Source organism: Streptomyces sp. NPDC006476 (assembly GCF_040612015.1).
Classification (GTDB): domain Bacteria; phylum Actinomycetota; class Actinomycetes; order Streptomycetales; family Streptomycetaceae; genus Streptomyces; species Streptomyces griseorubiginosus_B.
Window position 1 is genome coordinate 1 of sequence record NZ_JBEXPK010000111.1, and the last position, 19,251, is coordinate 19,251.

Genomic DNA, 19,251 nt, shown 5'->3' on the forward strand with positions numbered 1-19,251 from the left:
AACAGGACCTTCGACAAGCCCTATCGTCCCAGCTCAGAGGCACTCCTCGCTTATTTGATCAACCCTCGGACGACCCTCTTCGTGAAAGCCCGAGGTTAGCTTGCAGGTCGAGACGTTCGAAGAACATGCTGATGCCGTGTTGCTGGCCGTGCGCGACTGCCGAGCCTGTGCGCCAGAAGAGCGGTCCGAGCGTCGGAACCTGTGGCGCGATCATGTCTGCTGCTAGAGATGTGGTGGGCGGAATCTGGGTGTCGAGGTACGGCGGCCGGTAGCGGTCGCCCTCTCGCCGTACTTCGAAGCCGTGCGCTCGCGCCGCCTTGAAGATGTGGGCAATCCGGTCCGCGGCATGGTCGCGGAGGGCCGTGCTTTCAGATCCCGTCTCCAGCTGCGCCTGCTCCTTTAGGCTCTGCAGCCGCAAGTTCATGTAGCGGCGCACACGCTCCCGTTCCCCGATATCTGGCTCCAGCAAGTACCAGGGGCTGATCGCGATATCGAGGATGGCGCGGGCGAGAGTGTGAGAGGCCGTGACGCCACCGGGCGACCTGAACACGGATGCCAGAGTGTCCAGATGGTCGAACAGCACCAGGACTGGTGACAGGGGGGCGATGTTGGCGTCCCGTACCGGATTGGTTCCCCAGGTGCCGGCCAGGGTGGCGTCCTGCTCGCACTCCTCACTTGCGGGGGATACGGGCAGAAAGCCGTGGCTTGTTACGTAGCTGTCGTTGAAAGCAGCTCGGAGGCCGTCCAGGGAGCGGGCCAGTTCAGCCCATTGGTCTACTCGCACGCTCCATGACAGTAGGCGGAACACGTAGGCCACGCTGAGGTTTTCTGCGTGCGCCGCTGTTAGCGAGCGAGCTGCGACTGCGAGTTGTTACCGCATGGGTCGCGGCAACTCAGCTCCGACCTAGTAATGTTTGGCCGCATGAGCATCCCTAGCCCTCGGGGGGAACGAGAGAAGCTAATCACCGCTCTCACCCCCAAGCTGCGCAGGCACCTGAAGATCCGTGCGTTCGAGCACGGCATGGACATCCAGGATGCGGCGGAACACGCCATCAAGGCCTGGTACGAGACTGACGGCGCGCCGGAAGTGGATACGGACGGCGCGAAGACATGGGGGACGTTTCTTCCCGTCGGTGAGCCCGACAAGTTCAAGGCGGCTTGTTCCGAGCGGGGGGTGACCTACGTTCAGGGCCTGGCGCAGGCGCTGACCCTGTGGCTCGAGGCCCATCCCTCCCCCAGTGCTCCGCTGGTGAAGCAGCCGGTGGTGCGGGTGATAGTGGCGAACCAGAAGGGCGGCGTCGGCAAGACGTTCCTCTCGTCCGGCATCGCGCAGGCGCTCGCGGAGGCCGGTCACCGCGTCCTGCTGGTGGACTACGACCCTCAGGGGCACCTGACCGCGGAACTCGGCTTCGAGGACCTCATGTATGAGGACGGAGTCGAGACGCTGATGATGCACATGGACGGCTCCGCCAAGGGCGACATCCACGAACTGCTGGTGGCGCTCAACGACGACATCTTCGGCGACCGGCTGCACCTTCTGCCCGCCAGTGACGACGCGTTCTTGCGGGACGTGGTCCTGTCGAAGGTGAGCTTCAGTGAGGCCGCCCTGGAACGGGCCCTGGAGCCGCTTGAGGACGACTACGACGTCATCATCATCGACGGTCCTCCCAGTCTGGGGCTGAACATGGACACCGCCCTGTACTACGTGCGCCGGCGGGAGGGCGAACTCGAGGACCGGTCTGGCGTTATTACTCCGGTGTGGGCGAACCGGGCCTCTCACCGGGCCGTGCGTCTGTTGAAGGCGCAGAAGGAAGACCTGTGCAAGAAGGGCAGGATCCAGGTCGACTACCTCGGTCTGATCATCAATGCGTATGACAGCCGACGCGGGAAGCTCGTCCAGGAGAACAAGGACGAGTGGGAGAAGAGCAGTTCGCCGCCGGTGTTGGCCGTGATCGGCGATTTGAAGGAAGGCCGGGAGGCCGCAGACGGTGAGATTCCGCTGTTGGTCTATGCCCCGGACAGTGAACACGCGCAGGTCATGCGCGACCTGGCGAAGGAGCTTGCCGTATGACACCGCGCAGGGAGCGCGTCACCCGTGGCTTCAGCGTTGACGAGAACGCAGGGGCTGCGGTGCCGCGCCGGGTTCGTACCCGGGAGCAGATCGCGAATGGCGAGGGACGCCGTCCTCCGGCCAGTGTGACGTTGGAGGCGCTCGCACCCAACCCGTTCAATCCGCGTGAAGAGCTCACCGACATTGAGGAGACCGCGGAGTCTCTGCGAGCCAAGGGGCAGATCCAGCCCGTCACCGTCGCACGGCGCGCGGCCTTTCTCGTGGCTCATCCCGGTCAGGAAGAGGCCCTCGGGGAAGCCGAGTACGTTGTCATTGACGGCAACCGGCGCCTGGCGGCCGCCGCATTGGCCGGCCTTGAGTCGCTGCGGATTGACGTCAACGACGATCTCGCGGTCAGTGCAGAGGACATTCTGGAGTCGGCGCTCATCGCCAACATCCACCGTGTGGATGTGCCCCCGCTCGACCAGGCTCGCGCGATCCGAGATCTGCTCTCGAAGCACGGTTCGCAGGGGCAGGTGGCCAAGCGCCTCGGCAAGACGGCCGCCTGGGTTTCGCAGCGCCTGGCACTGCTTGAGCTAACGCCGGAGCTTCAGGAGAAGGTGGAAGCGGGCGAGCTGAAGGTGGAGCCTGCCCGTCGCATCGGCCGCATGCCCAAGGAGCAGCAGGCGGAGGCTGCGGAAGAGGCTATTCGTGCCGTTAAGGCTCCGCGTCAGCGTCGCCCTCAGTCTGAGGTTGCCGCGCCGGATGCGGCTCCGGGTGTTAACGCCGTTAATACCTCTGCGCCTCAGGCGGAGGACGCTGCGGCTTCCCCGACAACCGTTAACGCCGTTAATACCCCTGGCCCCGACGTCGAGCTGGCTGCGGAGCTTTCGGGGGGTGATCGGCCACGGCGTTTGCCGTACGACGACCCCATCTACATCGTTCAGCATCTGCAGATGAAGATGGCCCCCGACGACTTCGTGAAGGGCGCTCGCTTCTGGCTGTCGGTCCTGCGGGAGCAGCATCCCGAGGCGTATGGCGCGCTGCTCCAGGAGCTCAACCAGCAGGACCAGCAGCTGGCCTGAAACGCAAGGAGGCCTGTGCCCCCGCGATTGGCGGGGGCACAGGCCTTCTTCATGCTCGGGCAGAACGTCACGGCATCCGCGTGGCGAGGCCTGGCCCGTCTGGCGTCATCCGGCTGGGCTGAGGCTCCAGGTGATCAGGAAATGTCGGCCACCTCAAGGTGGGGCTTCCGAGGTCATCGAGATCGGGCCGTTCAACGACGCCAGCGGCGCGGCAGTAGCGCGGCCCAGGTGAAGCGTCGGCGGTGGGCGGGGACAGAGGGCGCCTGCTGGGGGAGTCGGGCGGGGATTGGCGGGAGCGACGGCGCTGTGGTCTTAGCGGGCGGCAGCGATGCTGGCTTAGGGACGTCGGGGGTGGCGCTGACTGCGACGGCGGTTGGTGGGATGGGTAGTTGTTGGGGGGTGGTTTGAGCGCCCTGCTGTGCTTGTTCGCGGGCGCGGCGTCGGCGGTGGCGTTCGCGGCCCTGTTCGGCGCGTTGCAGGGCGGACATGGTGGCCTGGGCGGTGGCGGGGCGGAAGTCGGGCCGTTTGGCGAGCGCCAGCAGCGGTTGCGGTACCAGACCCCACCAGGTGGCCCCGTCGGCGGGGCGCGGGTGGGAGATGGTCCAGTCCCGTTTCCAGGAGGCCATGTCGCCGCTCCAGTCTTCATCCGGCTGGGGGGTGTAGGTGCGTTGGTGGCCGCCGTAGGGGAGGAGGACGGTGTCGTCGGCGAGCCAGCACACGGTGGCGCCGGCGGTGGCGAGTTGCCGCTGGGCGGGGGTGGGGCGCACTTTGGTGTGCGTGATCGTCTTGTCGTAGGGCTGGACGTTGATGGTGCCGGCCACGTCGCAGTGCATCGGGTCGTCGCGGTCGAAGACCCACCAGTGGGCGGCCTTGGTGCCGTGCTGGTTGCGCGTGGCGGTGAGGCGTTGCGCGACGGCGGACGGGGTGAGCAGGCGGCGTGGTCGCTCCAGCACGACGACGTGCTCGCTGCGGCGCACGATCAGGGAGGGCGGTATCTCCCAGCGCTGCCCGGCGAGGTCGGGGTCGATGCGCAGGCTCAGGGCCGTCTGGGGCAGGACGCGCAGCAGTTGGTCGTGTAGGGCGAGCATGGCGGTGAGGTCGGCCTGGACGTTGGCCTGGTGCTGGGCGGGGGCCGGGCAGCGGTCGGTGCCAAGGGCGGGGACGTGGTGGCGGAAGCGGGGAGTGAAGGGGGAAGAGGTGCTTGACGGTCGCTGCAGGATCAGGCGGTGGCCGCAGGCCAGGCATCGGTAGCGGTCGGCAGCCAGCCCGTGGGGGAGACGGGCGGAGGCATCGGGGTCGCGGCGCAGATCGATGATCTGCCCTTGGTTGGCGACGTCGATGGCGAATTGGCCCCGGCGCGGCAGCTCGCTTCGTGTGCTTCGGTGGCCAGCACCGGCGGGCGGGCGGGTGGAGGCCGCGGCGCGAGTGCGGGGGTGGGGTGAGCGGGTGGGGGTGGTGGCAGAGCGGTTCATCGGAGTGACTCCAGGGTCGGGGAGGGGGAGGGGCGCTGATACGAGGTTTGCCCGAATGGAGTTGTCCGGTAGTTGTCCGCTGGTGTTTCCACAGGTGGCAGCCGGACATGGCCGGACTGGCGCGGACAGGCCATGGCCGTCGGACAACGTCCGGTGGCGCTCTGTTGCCTGTTTCTGACTGTCCGTACGCTGATCAACGGTGTACGGCGGGGGAGAGCTGGAGGGCGGGGAGGGGTCGTGGCAGAGAAGAAGCCGGGTGGTCGGGGGTACGGCGGGTTTCACAAGGACGCGACACCCGAGAGCATCGAACTGGCGAAGTACCTGCGCACTCTGGTGAGACTCGCGGGGAAGAGCCAGCGAGACCTGGAAGAGCCGACCGGCTACGGACGGACCACCATCTCTTCATTCCTGAGCGGCGAGGCCGTTCCTTCTCGGCTCTTCGTGCAGAAACTGGTCGACCACGTCACCCACCCGCGCCAGCGGCCAACGTGTATGAACGAAGCCATGCGCCTGTTCGTGGCTGCCCAACGCCCGAAGCCGCCCACCGAGATGCCAACCCCGCAGCCGCCAGCGGATAGCGAGGCGCACGGGACCGCTTTAGCCACCGTCGCAGCCACCGCCCAGGACCAGGCCGCGAAAGCCCAGGAGCAACTCGCACAGGCCCACGAGCGCAACCAGGAACTGGTGGAAGAACGGGGCCTGACCCAGCAACTCGTACTGAACCTCGCCCGGTTCACCGCCGACCTACAGCAGCAGGTGACAACGCTGAAAGATCAGTACGACGAAGAGAATGAGGAGAACGCGGCACGTCTTGGTGAGCTCACCGACCAGTTGGAGGCGGCGCGGCGGGAGCTGCGCCGGGCGCGCGCCAGCCGGGACGAGACCGAGGTCCTCCTGGCACGGCTGCGCAGGCGCAGCGACGAACTGGAGGAGGAACTCGCCCAGTCCCGCCGAACCGTCGCCTCTCCCGAAGAGCCCGAGCTGCCGCCGATGCCAGAAGAGCTGCAGGAGGCGTTCTTCCGAGCCGACTTCGACAGGGCCCTGCGCGCCGCACAAGGATTCCTCGAAGACGGCCAGCAGCGGCGGGACGCGGTCAGCGATGAATGGAGTCTGATCAGACCGAGCCGGTCGGCAATCCAAGCCGTGGATCGTCTTCGGACGGGCTGTCATCTGCTGGGGCGCGCTTTGGGGTGCCTGGCAATGATGTCCGCAGCAGCACTTCATGTGGCGGCCACCAGGTCCGGTGCGACTGGCTGGACGATCCCCTTGGATCTGCTGATGCTGGTCGGTGTCGTCTTCGTCAGTGATCCGTGGAGCCCGTTGGCGCAGCTATGGCCGACGGTCCGCGCAGGCTTTCGCCGGGAGCCGATGCCGCGCCCTATCACGGTGAGCACGCGGGCCATGGCTGTGCGAGCAGTACGATGCCTCATCGCCGGTCTCGCGGCGACGGGCGCCGCGCTGAGCGTGGAGAGCTCAGTGCAGTGGAGTGCCTGGTGGCTGTTCCCGCTGCTGCCGGCGACCGCCGCCTGCGCCACGTACGTAGTCTTCGGTCACGATCGGCGCGTCGTTCTCCTGGTGCAGCAGACCCTTGGCGAACTGGGCGCAGACTTCAAGAACCCGCCACAGCCGCATCGCGCTCCGACAGCCGCGCTGAGCATGACACCGCCGGTCGTCGTCAGCGATCCGGAATGGCTTGAGGCAAGGCGCCAAGAAGTCGGAAACGCATTCACAGGGGGGTGGAGCAAGAGCGCCCTGTGGATCAAGCTGGTCGTCCTGTTCTCGGCTTCCCTGGTCGGCATCGCTGCCCTCGGGGTGGTGGCGAACACGGTGTCGCATACGGCCCGCGCATGGCATACCCCGAGCGGGTGTCACTGGGACGGCGTGGTCGCAACGATCGACGATCCCGTCCACGCCTACCTCGCCGCGCACTCCACCGGGCTGCCGCTGCCCGTGACCGCGTTGCATCTGTTGTGGGTTGCCAGCGGCGGGGCATTGCTGCTGATGGCCTTCCTGTTCGGCGGCTTCGGCACGCGCATGACCTGGATAGTGTGGGGCGCCGCCACCGTCGTCATGGTGTGGTTGGGCACGCCCGGGGATGCTCGTCAGGTAGCGGCCGGTCTCGCTACGGTCGCGTGGGGGATGGCGTCGATTCTGGCAATGCGTGGCCTCAGCCTGCGATCAATCGCGTCGCAAAGCGTGATCGTCTCGAAGGACGCGTAGAACTCCCCAGATGGTCATTCCAAGCTGGGAGACTGCAATGGCTCGCATGACCGCTGACCCCTGCAGGCCGACGCATGCTCGTTGGCTGCCTGTCCTGCTTCGCGCAGCGTGTAACCGGTGCCGTAGGTGCGCTGGTTGTCCCTGTCGACGTGGAGGTGGCAGCCCATGCAGGCCACGTGCGCGGTGGTGGCCTTCGGCCGCGTAGACGAGGACGACGGAGCTGGCGAGGTTGTAGTACCGCTCGCTGACGGTGACGCCGTCGGGAGTCCACGTCTCACCGGTCTCCGGCCACGGCTCGGGGACCGGCTGGTCGACGGGCGCGGGACGGCTGCGGGAGAACAGAGTGAGTGCCATGGGGTGACTTCTCTTTGGATGGCTGGTTGGAGTCAGGCGGCCAACTGGTGCGTGGCCGGAGCAGTAAAATGCCTAAGTCATATGCCTCTGTACGCCGGGTGTGTGCTCCCGTGCGCCCGCCATCTGAGTGCGCGACCAACGGGGCGGTCAGCTGTGACGAGTCAAAGATGATCACTGGGTGGCCCGGTCCGGACGGGTTTCCGCCTGGCAGGTCTCCCCTGCTCTTGGCGGTGCATACCGGTCGCCACCTCCCCGTGCGTGAGTCCTCCCACGGGTTCCTCTGGCTCGAACGAGGTAGGCAAATGACTGAACAGCACCTTCCGCACCGTGTGGAGAAGGTCCTGGTCATCGGGGCTGGCGTCAGCGGTCTCACCACCGCGCTGGAACTGGCCCGAGTCCGCGAGGACGGCAAGCCGCGCTACGACGTCCAGGTTGTAGCCGAGCGGCCCGCCGACCAAACCGTGTCCGTGATCGCCGGCGCCCTGTGGGAGTTCCCCCCGGCGGTGTGCGGCCAGCACGGCAACCAGTTGTCGGTCATGCGGTCCAAGCGCTGGTCGGTGGAGTCGTACAAGGAGTTCCGCAAACTCGCCCCGAATGCCGGTGTCCACATGGTCACGGCCAATTTCTACTTCGGCATCAAGGTCGAGGACGACTGGCTCGAGCGCACGAAGATGCGGGAGCTGCAGAAGCTCTCCGAGGACGAGGAGATCGACGGCTTCCGCCGGATGACCGGAGACGACATCAAGAAGGTTCCCGCCTCGTTCCAGGTGAAGGATGGCTACCAGCTCCAAGTCCCTGCCATCGACACCCCCATCTACACGCGCTGGCTGCGCGACCAGCTCAAGCAGCACGGCAACGTAAAGATCACCTACGGCAAGCGGATCACCGATCGCCTGGTGCCGCAGAGCGCGAACCTCCGCAAGGAATGGGGCGTGGACGCCATCGTGAACTGCACGGGCATGGGGGCCGCAGAGCTGGCCGGTGCCTGCATGGTTCCCCTGCGCGGTGCCCTGGTGAGGGTTCCGATGTCGCGCTGGCCGAAGGAGAAGCGGCCCAAGACCGCCTACGCCATCTCCAAGACCGCGCACCAGCAGGACATGGTCTTCATCGTCCCGCGCGAGACGCACCTGATTTTGGGCGGCCTGGTAGATCCCAGCGAGTACGACACACACATCGGCAAGGAGTACACGCCGGTCAAGGAGATGTTCGACCGCTGCAAGCGGTTCGCGCCCGATCTACTGCAGGACGTCCAGCTCACCGATGCGGACGTGGACGTCATCGCCGGCCTGCGCCCGTACCGCGTGGAGAACGTGTGCGTCGAGAAGGAATACGGCTTCAACATCGTTCACAACTTCGGCCACGGCGGCAGCGGGTTCAGCCTCTCCTACGGCTGCGCTCGCGAGACCATCGGCCTGCTCGAGAGTATGGAAGGTGCCTCCTTCCGGGTCGTCGACCTGCGTCCCGCTGCGCTGCACCAGCACGCTGACGCCTACACCGACCTGGAAGCGCCCACCTTCACCACGGTCCAGCTCGACGGTCAGGAAGTCTCCGTCGAACAACCCCTATATGCCTGAGCGGCGAGGCCGGACTCGAGGAACACGGCCGGATCCACACCCGCGGCTGGATCCGGCCGCGGCCGGACGAACGTCAGCGCGTGACTTACAGAATGAGCTGTTTCCGACCTGGTTGGCGCCAGGGCCGGTTGGGTGACGACTGGCTGTACGATGCGAAGCCCCTGGCGGCGGCCGGCGTCGTCGGTCCAGGCCGGGTAGCCCTGCCAGTCCAGCACCTCGAAGACGCAGGCGAAGGTGTTCGGGTAGGTCCGATAGATGTGTGGGCGGCGGCTGCCTGCGCGTCGTCACGCTGTTCGTCCTCGCCGGGACCTGCAGCTTCGGCGGCAAGGTCCAGCAGCACGACGAGCGGGGAGTCCGCCGCGTAGGAGGGCTTGAACGGCTGGGTGTGCGTGATGGCCATCATGGCTCCGATCGGGATTCGGTGAGTGCTCCGCGGTTGGCGGCCCGCCCGTACCTGGAGTGCGGGCGGGCCGCGGTGCACCGGTCAGCGGGCCGGGAGGGCGGCGAGGTGCTCGATGCGGTGTGCGCGGGCCGCGGGTTCGGCGAGCTGCATGACGTGGTGGGGGGCGCCGACGATGCCGTGCATGGAGCAGACGACCGCATACGCGGTCCGGCCCATGCAGCCGGAGGCGGCATCGCGGGGCTTGCCGGATGGCTTCACCGGGTGGTCGCAGCGGCTGCCGTCGGCGTGGCGGGGCTCAATGCGGATGGTGATGCGGGACATGGCTGAAGACCTCCTGAACGGTCAGCTGTTGAGGCGGATCGGCATGATCAGGCCCTTGAAGCGGTCGGCCTGGTCGGGGGCGTGCAGCAGGGCGGCTTTGGCAGGGCTGACGAGGTTGAGCTGCACGGCTGGCCCGTCGATTTGCTGCAGTGTGCGCAGCAGCAGGTGGGGGCTGAAGGCGACCGTCATGGGGGTGCCGTCGAGGTCGGCGTCGACCTGGTCGCGGCCGCGGGCCTTGTCGTCGGTGCCGGCGCGTACGGTGATCTGCCCGTCGGTGATGTCGAGGAGCAGGGGGTCGCCCTTGCCGAGCAGGGGTGTGAGGTGCTTGAGGGTGTCGGTCAGGGCCTCGGTGCCGGCGGTGACGACGGAGGCGAATTCGGTGGGGAAGAGCGGTTCGTAGTTGGGCAGTTCGCCGTCGAGGGTGCTGCCGGTGACCGACCGGCCGGGCACCCGAACCGCGAAATGGGATGTGGTGAGGGCGAGTTCCGCGGTCTGGTCACTGCCGGCGAGGATGCGGGCGGCATCCCGGACGGCGTCGCCCGGCACGAGCACGGTGCCTTCGGTGAGCGGAGGGGTCTTGCCGCGGGCTTTGATGGTGTGGGGTGTCCAGGGCAGTTCGGCGACGTGGAAGGCGTAGCGGTCGGTCGCGGTGAGCCTCAGGGTGGTGTCGGTGAGGGTGAACTGGACGCCGGTCAGGACGGGGATGGTGTCGTCGGTGGCGACGGCCGCGGCGATGCGGGTGGCGGCGTCGGCCAGGGCGGCGGCGTCGGAGGTGCCGCTTGCGGCGGGGGCGTTGGGTGGGTTCGGGTAGTCGTCCAGGGGCAGGGTGGGCAGCTGGATGTGGGCGGTGCCGCAGGACAGGGCGAGGTCGGTGCCGTCCAGGGCCAAGGTGGTGGGCCTGGACTTGGGGAAGGACTTGACGACGTCGGTCAGGACGCGGCCGGGCACGAGCAGGGTGCCGGGTTCGGCGACCTCGCAGTCCTCGTCGGCGCGGGCGCAGCGGTAGTAGTCGAAGCCGGTCAGGTTCAGGGTGTCGTCGGCGGCTTGAAGGCGCAGTCCGGCCAGGACCGGGGTGGGTGGGTTGGCGGGGACGGCGCGCATCGCCCACTGCGCGGCTTCGGCCAGCTTGTCGGTGTCGATGGTGAGTTTCATCAGGTCGTACGCCTCCACAAGATCGTGAAGGCCGGGGGCTGCCGCTCGCGGAGAGGGCAACCCCGGCCGGGTGAGAGCAAGGGGGTGTCGGTGCAGGTCGCTGGCGGGTCTAGGCGGCCTTGAGGCCGGCCACGAGCCGGGCCAGGTTGTGCTGCTGTTGCTGGGCGGTGAGCGGGCTTCGGGCCGGCATCGGCCCGTTGACCTCCCGGTCGAGGCGGACGATGCGTGCCTGGGACACACTCAGCGGGGTGTGCCGGGCGGCGGCGGCTCGCTCGCGGCGGGCCTTCTCACGCGCTGCGAGGACGTCGATCCAGTCCGGTCCGAGCCGGTCGGCGAGCCGCTTGCGCAGGTCGGTGCGCTGGCCCGGGGTGGTGGCCGCCCACACACCGACCCGCGTGGCCTCCTTGTTGACCAGCGCCCACTTCAGGCAGTCGGTGGCGAGGGGGCAGCCGGAGCATTCCTTGCGCGCCTGTTCCAGGCGCTTGTCGGTGGCCGCACGGTCGGCGGTGCGGTCGCCGTTGGTGAAGTCGAACAGCGTCGGCTGCGACTGGCAGCTGGTGCGGGTGGGGCTGTGCGGGAAGGGGAAGCGCGGGTCGGTGGCGGCGGTGTCGGGGCGACGGCTCATGACGTGACCTCCAAGCGGAGAGCGTTGGGGTGGGGGAGAAGGTGCATGAAGCCCGGCGGGCAGGCCGGCGTAAGCAGTGCGCGGGCGAGGGCGGTCATCCGGCCGGCAGGTGGGTGCCGGGGCGGCCCGGGCGGCGGCCGTGGACGGCCGGCATATACGCGTCGTGCCGGGTGGCGACGTACCCGCACGCCTCCTGACCGGTCTTGACCCGGTACATGGCCATGTCCGCGCCACGCAGCATGCGGTCGGCGCCGGCTGCATCGGGCAGATCGGCGGCGCGGGCGGCGCCGATGGACACAGCCGGGCGCAGGATCTCCGTCCCGCAGGCGACGGGCTGCGCCAGCAGCTCGCGCAGCGCGGTGGCTTCCCGGACGGTCGCGGCCTGTGGCAGCAGCACGGCCGCGGCGAATTCGTCGCCTCCCAGCCGCGCGGCGATCCCGCCCCGTGCCGCGGCCCACGCGCCGAAGCGGCGGCCGACGGCGGCGATGAGGACGTCGCCGGCGGCGTGGCCCAGGGTGTCGTTGACGTCCTTGAGTCCGTCGGCGTCGGCCACCAGGACGTGCAGCTGCTCGCGGTGGGTGGCGGCGAGGCGGGCAATGCGCGCGGCGAGCACGTCACGGCTGACCAGGCTGGTGAGCGGCTCACGGCGTGCGGCCTGCAGCTGGCGGCGTACGCGGACGTTGTCGGCGAGGACGGCCAGAGCGAGCGGCACGGCGGCCACAGCAACGGCCGCAGTGATCGTGTCGGTGGGTAACGGCAGGCGGGCAGGGGAGGTCATACTGGGGCTCCGTCTCGTTGTACGGGATGGGTGAACCCCGGGACGGGCGGCTGAGTTTGGACGCCTGTCGTCCGTCCCGGGGGGTGTAGCTACGCGCAGGCCAGAGGGTCTGCGGTGACGATCACGACTCTGGTGAAGCCCTCGCTCTCCAAGCGGGGAAGAGCCTCGCGCATCGCCTGATGCTGAGCAGTGACGGTGACCTCGGGCACCCGCCGCGACGTGGGCCTGTTTTTCTGGCGCTCGATGCACACCGGCAGCGGGGTGTCGACGACGACGGCGACGGCAGGCATGCAATGCCGCCGTGCAGCGTCGAGCAGTTGGGCACGGTCCTTGGCGTAGACGCTGGTAGCGTCCACGACCGTGGTCAGGCCGCGGGCCAGCCGGCGGTCCACGATCAGGTGCAGGGCGTCGACGGCGTCGACGGTCGCGCTCTGGTCGCCGCAGTCGTCAGACATGACGCCGCGCAGCTGATCGAGGCTCACGACCCGAGTGGGAGGCCAGGTACCGGCGAGGGTCGTTTTCCCGGCACCGGATACGCCGATCAGCACGATCAACTCTGGTGATTGCGGTTCAGGGCAGGCCAGTTCGGCTGCCATGAGGCATCTCCTTACAAAACGACAGTCGAGGGGTGTACAGCGCAGGGGCTCGCGCTACCGGTCGCGCCGGACGGCCCGGGGTGTGTTGGACGACACTCAAGTTGCCTACGTGGGCAGCGATTTGGGAGGATGCTGGAGGTCTCCTCATTCCGAAGCGGTGAGGAGACGGGCGGCCAGCCCCTCTGCCGATGCGCGGGTTGCCCGGTGGGCCCCGTCCCCCTCGGGGGGTGGACAGGGCCCACGCCATTCGGCGCCAGGTGCGCGGCCATCAGGCCAGGGCGCCGATGGCGGCCAGCAGCAGGAGAACCAGGGCCACCAGAGACAGGTCGACCGCGTGCCGCAGCGTGCGGTACTTGGTGAGGGCCATCCGGGACAGGACCCGAATGCGGGCGGCACGACTATCGCCGTGTATACACGCGCGGATCTCGTCCTCGTCCAAGCGAGCCCAGTACGGAAACGACGCCCCGTCATTCCCGCCCAGCCGGGGCCGTACGCCCGGAAGCAGCAGCGCGGCTGCCGCAGCCAAGGCGAGGACGGCAGCCACGCCGAAGACCTTCGTCACGGCTGGCAGGCGGTGAGCAGCGAGGGAAGCGAGCCCGGCAAGGACGGCACCGTTGAAGGCCAGCAGCAGGGATGCCTTGTTGTCGGTCCAATAATCTCGGTGGCGAGCGTCGCCAGGGCAGCGTCGAGGTTGGCGTCAACGTCGGCGGAGCGTGGTTCGGGCAGGGTCGCGGTCAACGAGGTGCTCCTCATGGTGTGTCAGGCGGCGAGTTCGTGCGCGGCCGGCGCCGGATGCATGACGGTGTCCGGGCTGGGCTCGAAGCCCCGTTCGCAGGGGTCGCACCGGCCCTGCGTTCGTAGCGGGAGGCACGCGTAGTACCGCCTGCGGCACTGCGGACACGTTTGCCTCGCCGCCATCGCCCGGTCCAGAGCCATCTCCTGTGCAAGGCTGGGGGTGCGCTTGGGCTTGGCGAGATCGATCCGGTACAGCCACGCCCACCGCAGCCCCCGACGGCATTCGATGCGAGCGACGGGTTCCTGCCCGCCGGGCCGCAGCCCCATCTCCCGCAGCTGCCGGCGGGTGGCGAGGCCTGCGGGTGCCTGCTTCCACCGGAAGACGGGGAAGCTGCCGTCGTCGTAGACGTCGACGTCGACCAGGTCGTGGCCGTCATCGGCTAACTGCTGGTCCATCACGTCCTCCAGGCACCGGGCAGGAGCCGGGGCCGCTGCGGGTAGCGGGGGCCGGGGCGCGGCGGGCGGGGCCGGCCGATCCGGCGGCGCGGGCGGGGAATGAGCACGAGCGGGGTCCTCCCTGACGGTGGCGCGCAGCAAAGCGCCCCGCCGACAGGGCGTCGGCGGAGCGGCAGGCAGGCTAGGGACTGGTGGCTACCGGTTCCTCATCGGGTAGTCGTGACCGGCGGGCGGATAGACCTGGCCCGGTGCCGGCCACGTGCTGAGGAGCACGACGCTCTCGAAGTCGGTCAGCTCGCCGCCGTTCACGGGATCGCCGGTACGCGCCTCGTAGGCGTCCTCGACGCCCTGCAACAACCTGCGACTGCGCTCAGCGTCATCGGTGGCGTTCTCACGCCCACGGAACCAGTTACCCATCGAACAGTCCTCTCTCAGCTCGCGATTCAGGGGTGGTGCGTGCGGCCGGACGGCCTGCCCGGTCCTCGCCGTGCCGCAACGCGGAGCGAGGATCAGACACAACGCCCGGAGGCAGGAATGCGTTGAGGGCCCGCACCTTCTCGGTGCGAGCCCTCAACGCGGGGTAAGGGAGTGCGTCAGTGGGACGGTAGGGCCTTGCCGGTATCCGCGTCGTACGCGACGCCGGTCGGGGAGAGACGGACGTTCATAGACTTCGCGCGGCTGCCTGCCTTCCATTTGCGTCCTCCGACCGCGACGTGCACGGTCACGTCGGCGAGTGGGTCGCTCACCGGCAGTTTGATCTCTGGTTCCTTGGGATAGCGGCCGCCCTGCGGAGCACTGCTGGCACTGTGGCCGTCAGAGTCGAGCCGTAGGTAGCGGGCGTTCGGATCGAAGTAGCTGCGCAGTTCCAGTACGACGCGCTGGCCATCAGCACTCCAGTGGGCAACAACATCGGCTTTGACCCCGTCGATGTCGAGCGCCGCTTTGGAGCGGCCCACGTAGTCGGCTGCCTTCGCTTCGCGCTGCTGTTGCTCCTGTTCGTCGCTGGCGTGCTGCCACACGCCGGCGGCCGTGATGCCGAGTGCCGCAATCGCGGCGACGTAGGGCCAGGTACGGCGGCGCTTCGGCCGCTGCGACGCGTCGGGCACGCTGGGCGCCTGCGTCGCGGGCTCAGGCGCGCTGTGCCAGGCCGGGGATGTTCTGTCACCGCTCTTGTCGAACCACGCGGGGTCGTTGCCCATGCGGGCGACGGTAGCGCGCAGTTGCGCGGCCTGTCCGGGCTCTCCGTTCAAGTCAGCCACCTGTGCGCGGGTCTCCAACCAGGCCAGGGCCTGGGTGGAGTTGAGGCCGTGGGCGTTGATGTCCTCGCGCTCGTAGAGGGCCGCCAACTGTGCGGCTTCGCCGGGCCGGCCTTCCATCGCAGTCTGGAGGACGGCTTCGTGGCGGGCGATGTCTGCCTCCCAACCGTCTATGACGTTGGGAGGCATCTCCCACTCCCACCCGCCCTTGCGGTCGTCCCCGGTGAGGTGCTCCGTCGAGGCGGGCCGCACGTCGGTGTCGAGGATCTCCCCTTCCAGCACTTCCTCTTCCAAAACGGTGTCCAAGGCCTCCAAGGCCTCCGTGGCGTCAGCCTCACGGCTGGTGTAGGCCTGTTGGGCGGCGCGGCGCCGGGTGCCGGTGTCGGTGAGACGGGCTTCGTCTGCGTCGAGGAGCGTTTGGATGATGTCGACGTAGCCCGGGCCGATCTTCCAGACCGCCTGCCCGGGTCCGAGATCGGGGATGCGGTCGATGGCCCACTGCGGCAAGCCGAGCAGTGCGCCCGTCAGCGCGGCCTCTTCGGGTCCGAGGCGGCCCACGTGGGCGACCTCGCACAGCCGGGCCAGGTCCTGCGCTTTCCCCTCTCCCAGGTCGGAGAGCGTGTGCATCACCACGTCCAGGGAGAGCCCTGCCCTGCGGGAGTTCTTCAGCAGGCGCTGGATCAGTTCGGAGGTGGTCGGAGCCAGCAGGAGCTGCCAGGCCTCCTCCAGTACAAGGTGCTTGTGCACGGCCGTGGACTGGCGCAGCCATACGTGCTCTACCCAGCAGCCCACGGCGATCATCAGCGAGGGGATCGCGGGGGAGTTGCGGTCCATGCGCGTGAAGTCGAAGGAGATGATCGGCAGGTCGGTCGGCGGCAGCGTCGAGTCTTCGCCGTCGAAGATGCCGCGCAGCGACCCTTCGGTGTAGCGGGACAGTGCCATGGCGGCGCTCTCTCCCCACTTTGCCAGGCGGGCCGCGGGCCACTGGCCGTCCTGCGGATTGATCAGGGCGTCGATCACCCCGCTGAGGTTGGTGGCCTTGGGGTGGTTCATGGCGTGCTGCAGAGCGTGGGTCGCCTGGCTGTTCAGGGCGGTCGGCTCGCTCGCGAGGATCAGTGAGCGCACCAGATGCTCGCGCACCTGCGGCGGGAACAGGGGGGAGCAGGGGTTGAGGGTGAAGGAGCCGGCCTCGATGACCAGGCCGTTGAGGTCCTTGGCGATGGGGGTCCACTCGCCGTGGGTGGCGTCCTCGCCGAAGCTGTCGACCACAACGGCCTGGTGCTGGTGCTCAAGGATCTCGCGGCGGATACGGGTCTTGGCGGTGGTCGACTTTCCCGAGCCGAGGCCTCCAAGGGCGAGGGAGCTGGTCGACGGCAGGATCGCGGTGTCCGTCAGGACGGGGGAGAAGGTGAAGGCCCGCCCGTCCAGGAGGCTGCGGCCGATCGGGATGCCGGGGAATCCGGCGGCGCTGGAGACGAACGGGGCCGTGATCGCAGCGTGCGTGGAGGCGAGTCGGATCATCACAGGACAGCTCCTTTCCGTGTCGAGGCCCCGTGCGGGGTGGTCATGACGTGGGCGCGGTGTTGCTGGCCGGTGAGCCAGTCGAGGCGCACGCGGTGCTGGTCGGTGACGAGGGAGGCCTGCCAGCGGGCGTCGGTGACGGCTTCGGGGCTGTCGCCCCACACCGTCATGTAGGCGTCCAGGTCGACCAGGTTGGCGCCCTCCACGAGCGCGCCCTGCATGGTCGCGCCGGCCATTTCATGGCTGGCGGCCTTGATCTTGTCGGTGGTGAAGGCGCCGCTCGCGGCGTCCTGCCACCGCACGGAACGGCGTGACTGGGCGGCGGGCAGCGGCCGGTAGAGCACGGCGAACGAGCGGTCGAAGTCCCAGAAGGTGTCTGCCTGCTGAGGCTGCCTCTTGAGGGGGTCGCCGACCAGGACGTTGGTCATCAGGTCGCCGTCGGTGACGTCGGGCCAGGACGTCACCCGCGCCGTGGCGGCGTAGCGGCCGCTGTCCAGGCGCACCCAGCCCGGCCCCTGCTCGATGACGCCCGGGACGGGCTCGGGTTCGGCGGGGGCGAGGTAGCCGAGGCGGCCGAACTCGCCGGCCAGAGTGTCGAGAATGCGGGCGGGCTGCCGGGTCAGGCCCTTGGGGACGTGCACGGAGATCGTCTGGGTGTGCACGGTGTGCTCGCCGACTGCCGCGTGGTGGGTGGTGTGGACCTGGATGCCCGCGGTGCGGGCCTGGCCGCCGGTGTGGGTCAGGGCGCGGGAGAACGCGGCGTGCCAGGCGGCGCGGCGCTGCGGGTCCTGCAGGGTGCCGTGGTCGGCGTAGAGCACCCAGGTGGCGGTGGAGCCCCCCGTGTTGGTCATGGAGGCGGGCGGGGTGCGCTCCCTGAGGCGCCGGTAGCCGACCGCTGCCCATCGGGCGATCGAGCGGGGGCCGGGGGCGACGTTGAGTAGGAAGGCGGCCGCACCGACCGCGCCGAACGCCTCGATCGGCGGCGGTGTGATCAGGGCCGACAACAGGACCGCGCTGCCTCCCAGCACATTGGTCTTGGTCAGCAGCGCTTCGGTGGGGCTCAGTCCGCGCTGGAGAGCAGGGATGCGGTAGCCGGGGGTCAGGGAGTACACGGTGAGGGCTCCTCACGATCAGGTGGGCTGTGCCCGGAAGCGGGAGGCCCCGGGCGCCTGTCGGGCGCCCGGGGCCAGGAGTAGCCGGGGCTAAGGGGTGTTAGGCGATGCCGGAGGGTTGGCCGGTGCTGGGCCGCCCGGTGAGCCGGCCGGTGCCGGGCCGCCTGGCGAGGTGTCCCGGTAGGCGGCCTGTGCCTGCTGGCGTGCCTGGCGCACGGGCTCGGTTCGGGCCGCCCGGTCGCCTGCCTCGCGCCGGGCCTGCGCCACGAGTGATGCTGTGGTCAGCCGGCCTGGCCGGTCGGCGCCCTTCAGGCCGTACGAACCCAGCAGCCGCCCGGCATCGTGACGAACCGCCCGGCCGGGCGTCATCACGGTGCGGGTGTGCCGGGGCGCGGTCTCCTGCTCGTGGAAGTCCGGCGCCGCCATCCGCGCCACCGTCCGGAGCACCGGGTTGCGCGTGCTCGCGTCCACGAACGATCGTGCCCCGCGGGCCAGTCGCGGCCCGAAGTACGGAATCCCGTGGAAGATCATGCGCAGCATCACGGCGTCAGCCACGAGCAGCAGCACGGCATCCATCACCAGCGAGCCCCTGACCAGGGACACGAACGGCGAGACAACGAGCAGCGCGAACGGGCCGAACATCAGCCCGAGCAGCCGCATCGCCCATGTCTTGACGGCGTCCATGTCGCCGCCTCGTGCCAGCGAGGCCAGCACAAGGGGGGCGATGCACACGAACACCAGGATGCCGACCTGGCGCGTCATGAACACCAGCAACGCCAGGCCGAGGAGAACCACCAGCGCCGCCAGCATGATCAGCCGCGCCAGAGGGTTGCTGGCGTCCGCACCCTTGTTCATGTCGGTGCGGATGGCAACGAACAGCGTGTTCTCGTCGCTGCTGAACGCGGCCGTGAACGCGCTGCTCAAAGCCTTGTTCAGCAGCATCACCGCGCCCGGTACGGAGGCCATGCCGGCGACGGCGGCCAGCGTCCAGCCCGTCGAGGCTCCCATCTGCTTCAGCCGGGGTGCGCCCTGCCATGCGGTCAGGGCGCACACGACGACGACACAGATGAAGATGGCGACGGCCAGGTGCTGCCCGAGCCACATGAACTCTCGGTAGATGCCGCTGTCGGCACTCTTCGGCGCCCACGCATCACGGGGCGTGATCAGCCCCCTGATCTTGTGGAGCAGCGACTCCACGAGGTTTCCCGTGGAGTCGGCGGCGCCACCGGTGACGCCGCCACTGTGGGTGCCGGAGGGGCCGCCCGAGCCTGGGGCCCGGGTGCAGTACTCGTAGCCCGGTGTGCCCTTGAGGGCATCGCAGGGGTCGTGGTCTGCCATGCGGGTCAGCCCTTGGCCTGGGTGACGGTGGAGAACAGGGTGTCGCCGTAGAGGGCGAGGACGACCGCCACGAACAGGGTGCCGACCGCCAGGGTGCCCTTGCGCAGCGCGCCCTTGGGGTCGCTGGACAGCTGCAGCAGCATGCGCAGCGCGATGATCGCGATGACGGCGGCGATGCCCTTGGTGACCAGGCCGCCGCCGGT

General features: G+C 68.9%; 18 protein-coding genes. 4 read left to right on the top strand and 14 right to left on the bottom strand.

Translation table 11 applies throughout. The features are described from left to right. Positions 1-58: 58 nt before the first annotated feature. Positions 59-817, bottom strand: coding sequence for a hypothetical protein (locus ABZZ74_RS48500; RefSeq protein WP_356950532.1), 759 nt, complete (start codon positions 815-817; stop codon positions 59-61). A 105-nt stretch (positions 818-922) separates the two neighbouring features. Here ABZZ74_RS48500 and ABZZ74_RS48505 point away from each other — a divergent pair, with 105 nt between their 5' ends. Next, complete coding sequence (locus ABZZ74_RS48505; protein WP_356950549.1) at positions 923-2,071, top strand: ParA family protein; 1,149 nt, start codon at positions 923-925, stop codon at positions 2,069-2,071. Beyond that, the gene (locus tag ABZZ74_RS48510) at positions 2,068-3,135 is read left to right on the top strand and encodes a ParB/RepB/Spo0J family partition protein (protein ID WP_356950533.1); all 1,068 of its coding nucleotides are present in this window, start codon (positions 2,068-2,070) and stop codon (positions 3,133-3,135) included. The genes ABZZ74_RS48505 and ABZZ74_RS48510 overlap by 4 nt, the downstream gene beginning before the upstream one ends. A gap of 191 nt (positions 3,136-3,326) precedes the next feature. Here ABZZ74_RS48510 and ABZZ74_RS48515 read toward each other — a convergent pair whose 3' ends face one another. Next, on the bottom strand, positions 3,327-4,607 hold the full coding sequence (locus tag ABZZ74_RS48515) for a hypothetical protein (RefSeq protein ID WP_356950534.1): 1,281 nt from the start codon (positions 4,605-4,607) through the stop codon (positions 3,327-3,329). A 237-nt stretch (positions 4,608-4,844) separates the two neighbouring features. Here ABZZ74_RS48515 and ABZZ74_RS48520 point away from each other — a divergent pair, with 237 nt between their 5' ends. Both ABZZ74_RS48520 and ABZZ74_RS48525 read left to right on the top strand, forming a co-directional pair. Then, on the top strand, positions 4,845-6,827 hold the full coding sequence (locus ABZZ74_RS48520) for a helix-turn-helix domain-containing protein (RefSeq protein WP_356950535.1): 1,983 nt from the start codon (positions 4,845-4,847) through the stop codon (positions 6,825-6,827). Between the two features lie 656 nt (positions 6,828-7,483). Further along, entirely contained in the window at positions 7,484-8,755 is a 1,272-nt protein-coding gene (locus ABZZ74_RS48525; RefSeq protein WP_356950536.1) for an FAD-dependent oxidoreductase, read from the top strand. Between the two features lie 484 nt (positions 8,756-9,239). Here ABZZ74_RS48525 and ABZZ74_RS48530 read toward each other — a convergent pair whose 3' ends face one another. The 12 genes from ABZZ74_RS48530 to ABZZ74_RS48585 form a co-directional block, all read right to left on the bottom strand. Continuing rightward, positions 9,240-9,479 (bottom strand): hypothetical protein, encoded by a 240-nt coding sequence (locus tag ABZZ74_RS48530; protein WP_356950537.1) that lies wholly within the window; start codon positions 9,477-9,479, stop codon positions 9,240-9,242. Positions 9,480-9,500: 21 nt separating this feature from the next. Beyond that, positions 9,501-10,631 (bottom strand): DNA polymerase III subunit beta, encoded by a 1,131-nt coding sequence (dnaN, locus tag ABZZ74_RS48535; RefSeq protein WP_356950538.1) that lies wholly within the window; start codon positions 10,629-10,631, stop codon positions 9,501-9,503. Between the two features lie 109 nt (positions 10,632-10,740). Beyond that, on the bottom strand, positions 10,741-11,256 hold the full coding sequence (locus ABZZ74_RS48540) for a WhiB family transcriptional regulator (RefSeq protein ID WP_356950539.1): 516 nt from the start codon (positions 11,254-11,256) through the stop codon (positions 10,741-10,743). Between the two features lie 94 nt (positions 11,257-11,350). After that, the gene (locus tag ABZZ74_RS48545; protein ID WP_356950540.1) at positions 11,351-12,034 is read right to left on the bottom strand and encodes a GGDEF domain-containing protein; all 684 of its coding nucleotides are present in this window, start codon (positions 12,032-12,034) and stop codon (positions 11,351-11,353) included. A gap of 89 nt (positions 12,035-12,123) precedes the next feature. After that, entirely contained in the window at positions 12,124-12,630 is a 507-nt protein-coding gene (locus ABZZ74_RS48550; protein WP_356950541.1) for an ATP-binding protein, read from the bottom strand. Between the two features lie 268 nt (positions 12,631-12,898). Continuing rightward, positions 12,899-13,192 carry a Pycsar system effector family protein gene (locus ABZZ74_RS48555; RefSeq protein ID WP_356950542.1) on the bottom strand — a complete coding sequence of 98 codons (294 nt, stop codon included), beginning with the start codon at positions 13,190-13,192 and terminating at the stop codon, positions 12,899-12,901. Between the two features lie 197 nt (positions 13,193-13,389). Then, positions 13,390-13,821 (bottom strand): RRQRL motif-containing zinc-binding protein, encoded by a 432-nt coding sequence (locus tag ABZZ74_RS48560; protein ID WP_356950543.1) that lies wholly within the window; start codon positions 13,819-13,821, stop codon positions 13,390-13,392. Between the two features lie 195 nt (positions 13,822-14,016). Next, positions 14,017-14,238 (bottom strand): hypothetical protein, encoded by a 222-nt coding sequence (locus tag ABZZ74_RS48565; protein WP_356950544.1) that lies wholly within the window; start codon positions 14,236-14,238, stop codon positions 14,017-14,019. Between the two features lie 176 nt (positions 14,239-14,414). Beyond that, the gene (locus tag ABZZ74_RS48570; protein ID WP_356950545.1) at positions 14,415-16,598 is read right to left on the bottom strand and encodes a hypothetical protein; all 2,184 of its coding nucleotides are present in this window, start codon (positions 16,596-16,598) and stop codon (positions 14,415-14,417) included. Next, on the bottom strand, positions 16,598-17,710 hold the full coding sequence (locus tag ABZZ74_RS48575; protein ID WP_356950546.1) for a hypothetical protein: 1,113 nt from the start codon (positions 17,708-17,710) through the stop codon (positions 16,598-16,600). Before ABZZ74_RS48575 ends, ABZZ74_RS48570 begins: the two co-directional genes overlap by 1 nt. 90 nt (positions 17,711-17,800) lie before the next feature. After that, complete coding sequence (locus ABZZ74_RS48580; RefSeq protein WP_356950547.1) at positions 17,801-19,048, bottom strand: hypothetical protein; 1,248 nt, start codon at positions 19,046-19,048, stop codon at positions 17,801-17,803. A 5-nt stretch (positions 19,049-19,053) separates the two neighbouring features. Then, positions 19,054-19,251, bottom strand: a 198-nt coding sequence (locus ABZZ74_RS48585) for a hypothetical protein (protein WP_356950548.1), incomplete at its 5' end; no start/stop codon positions are given.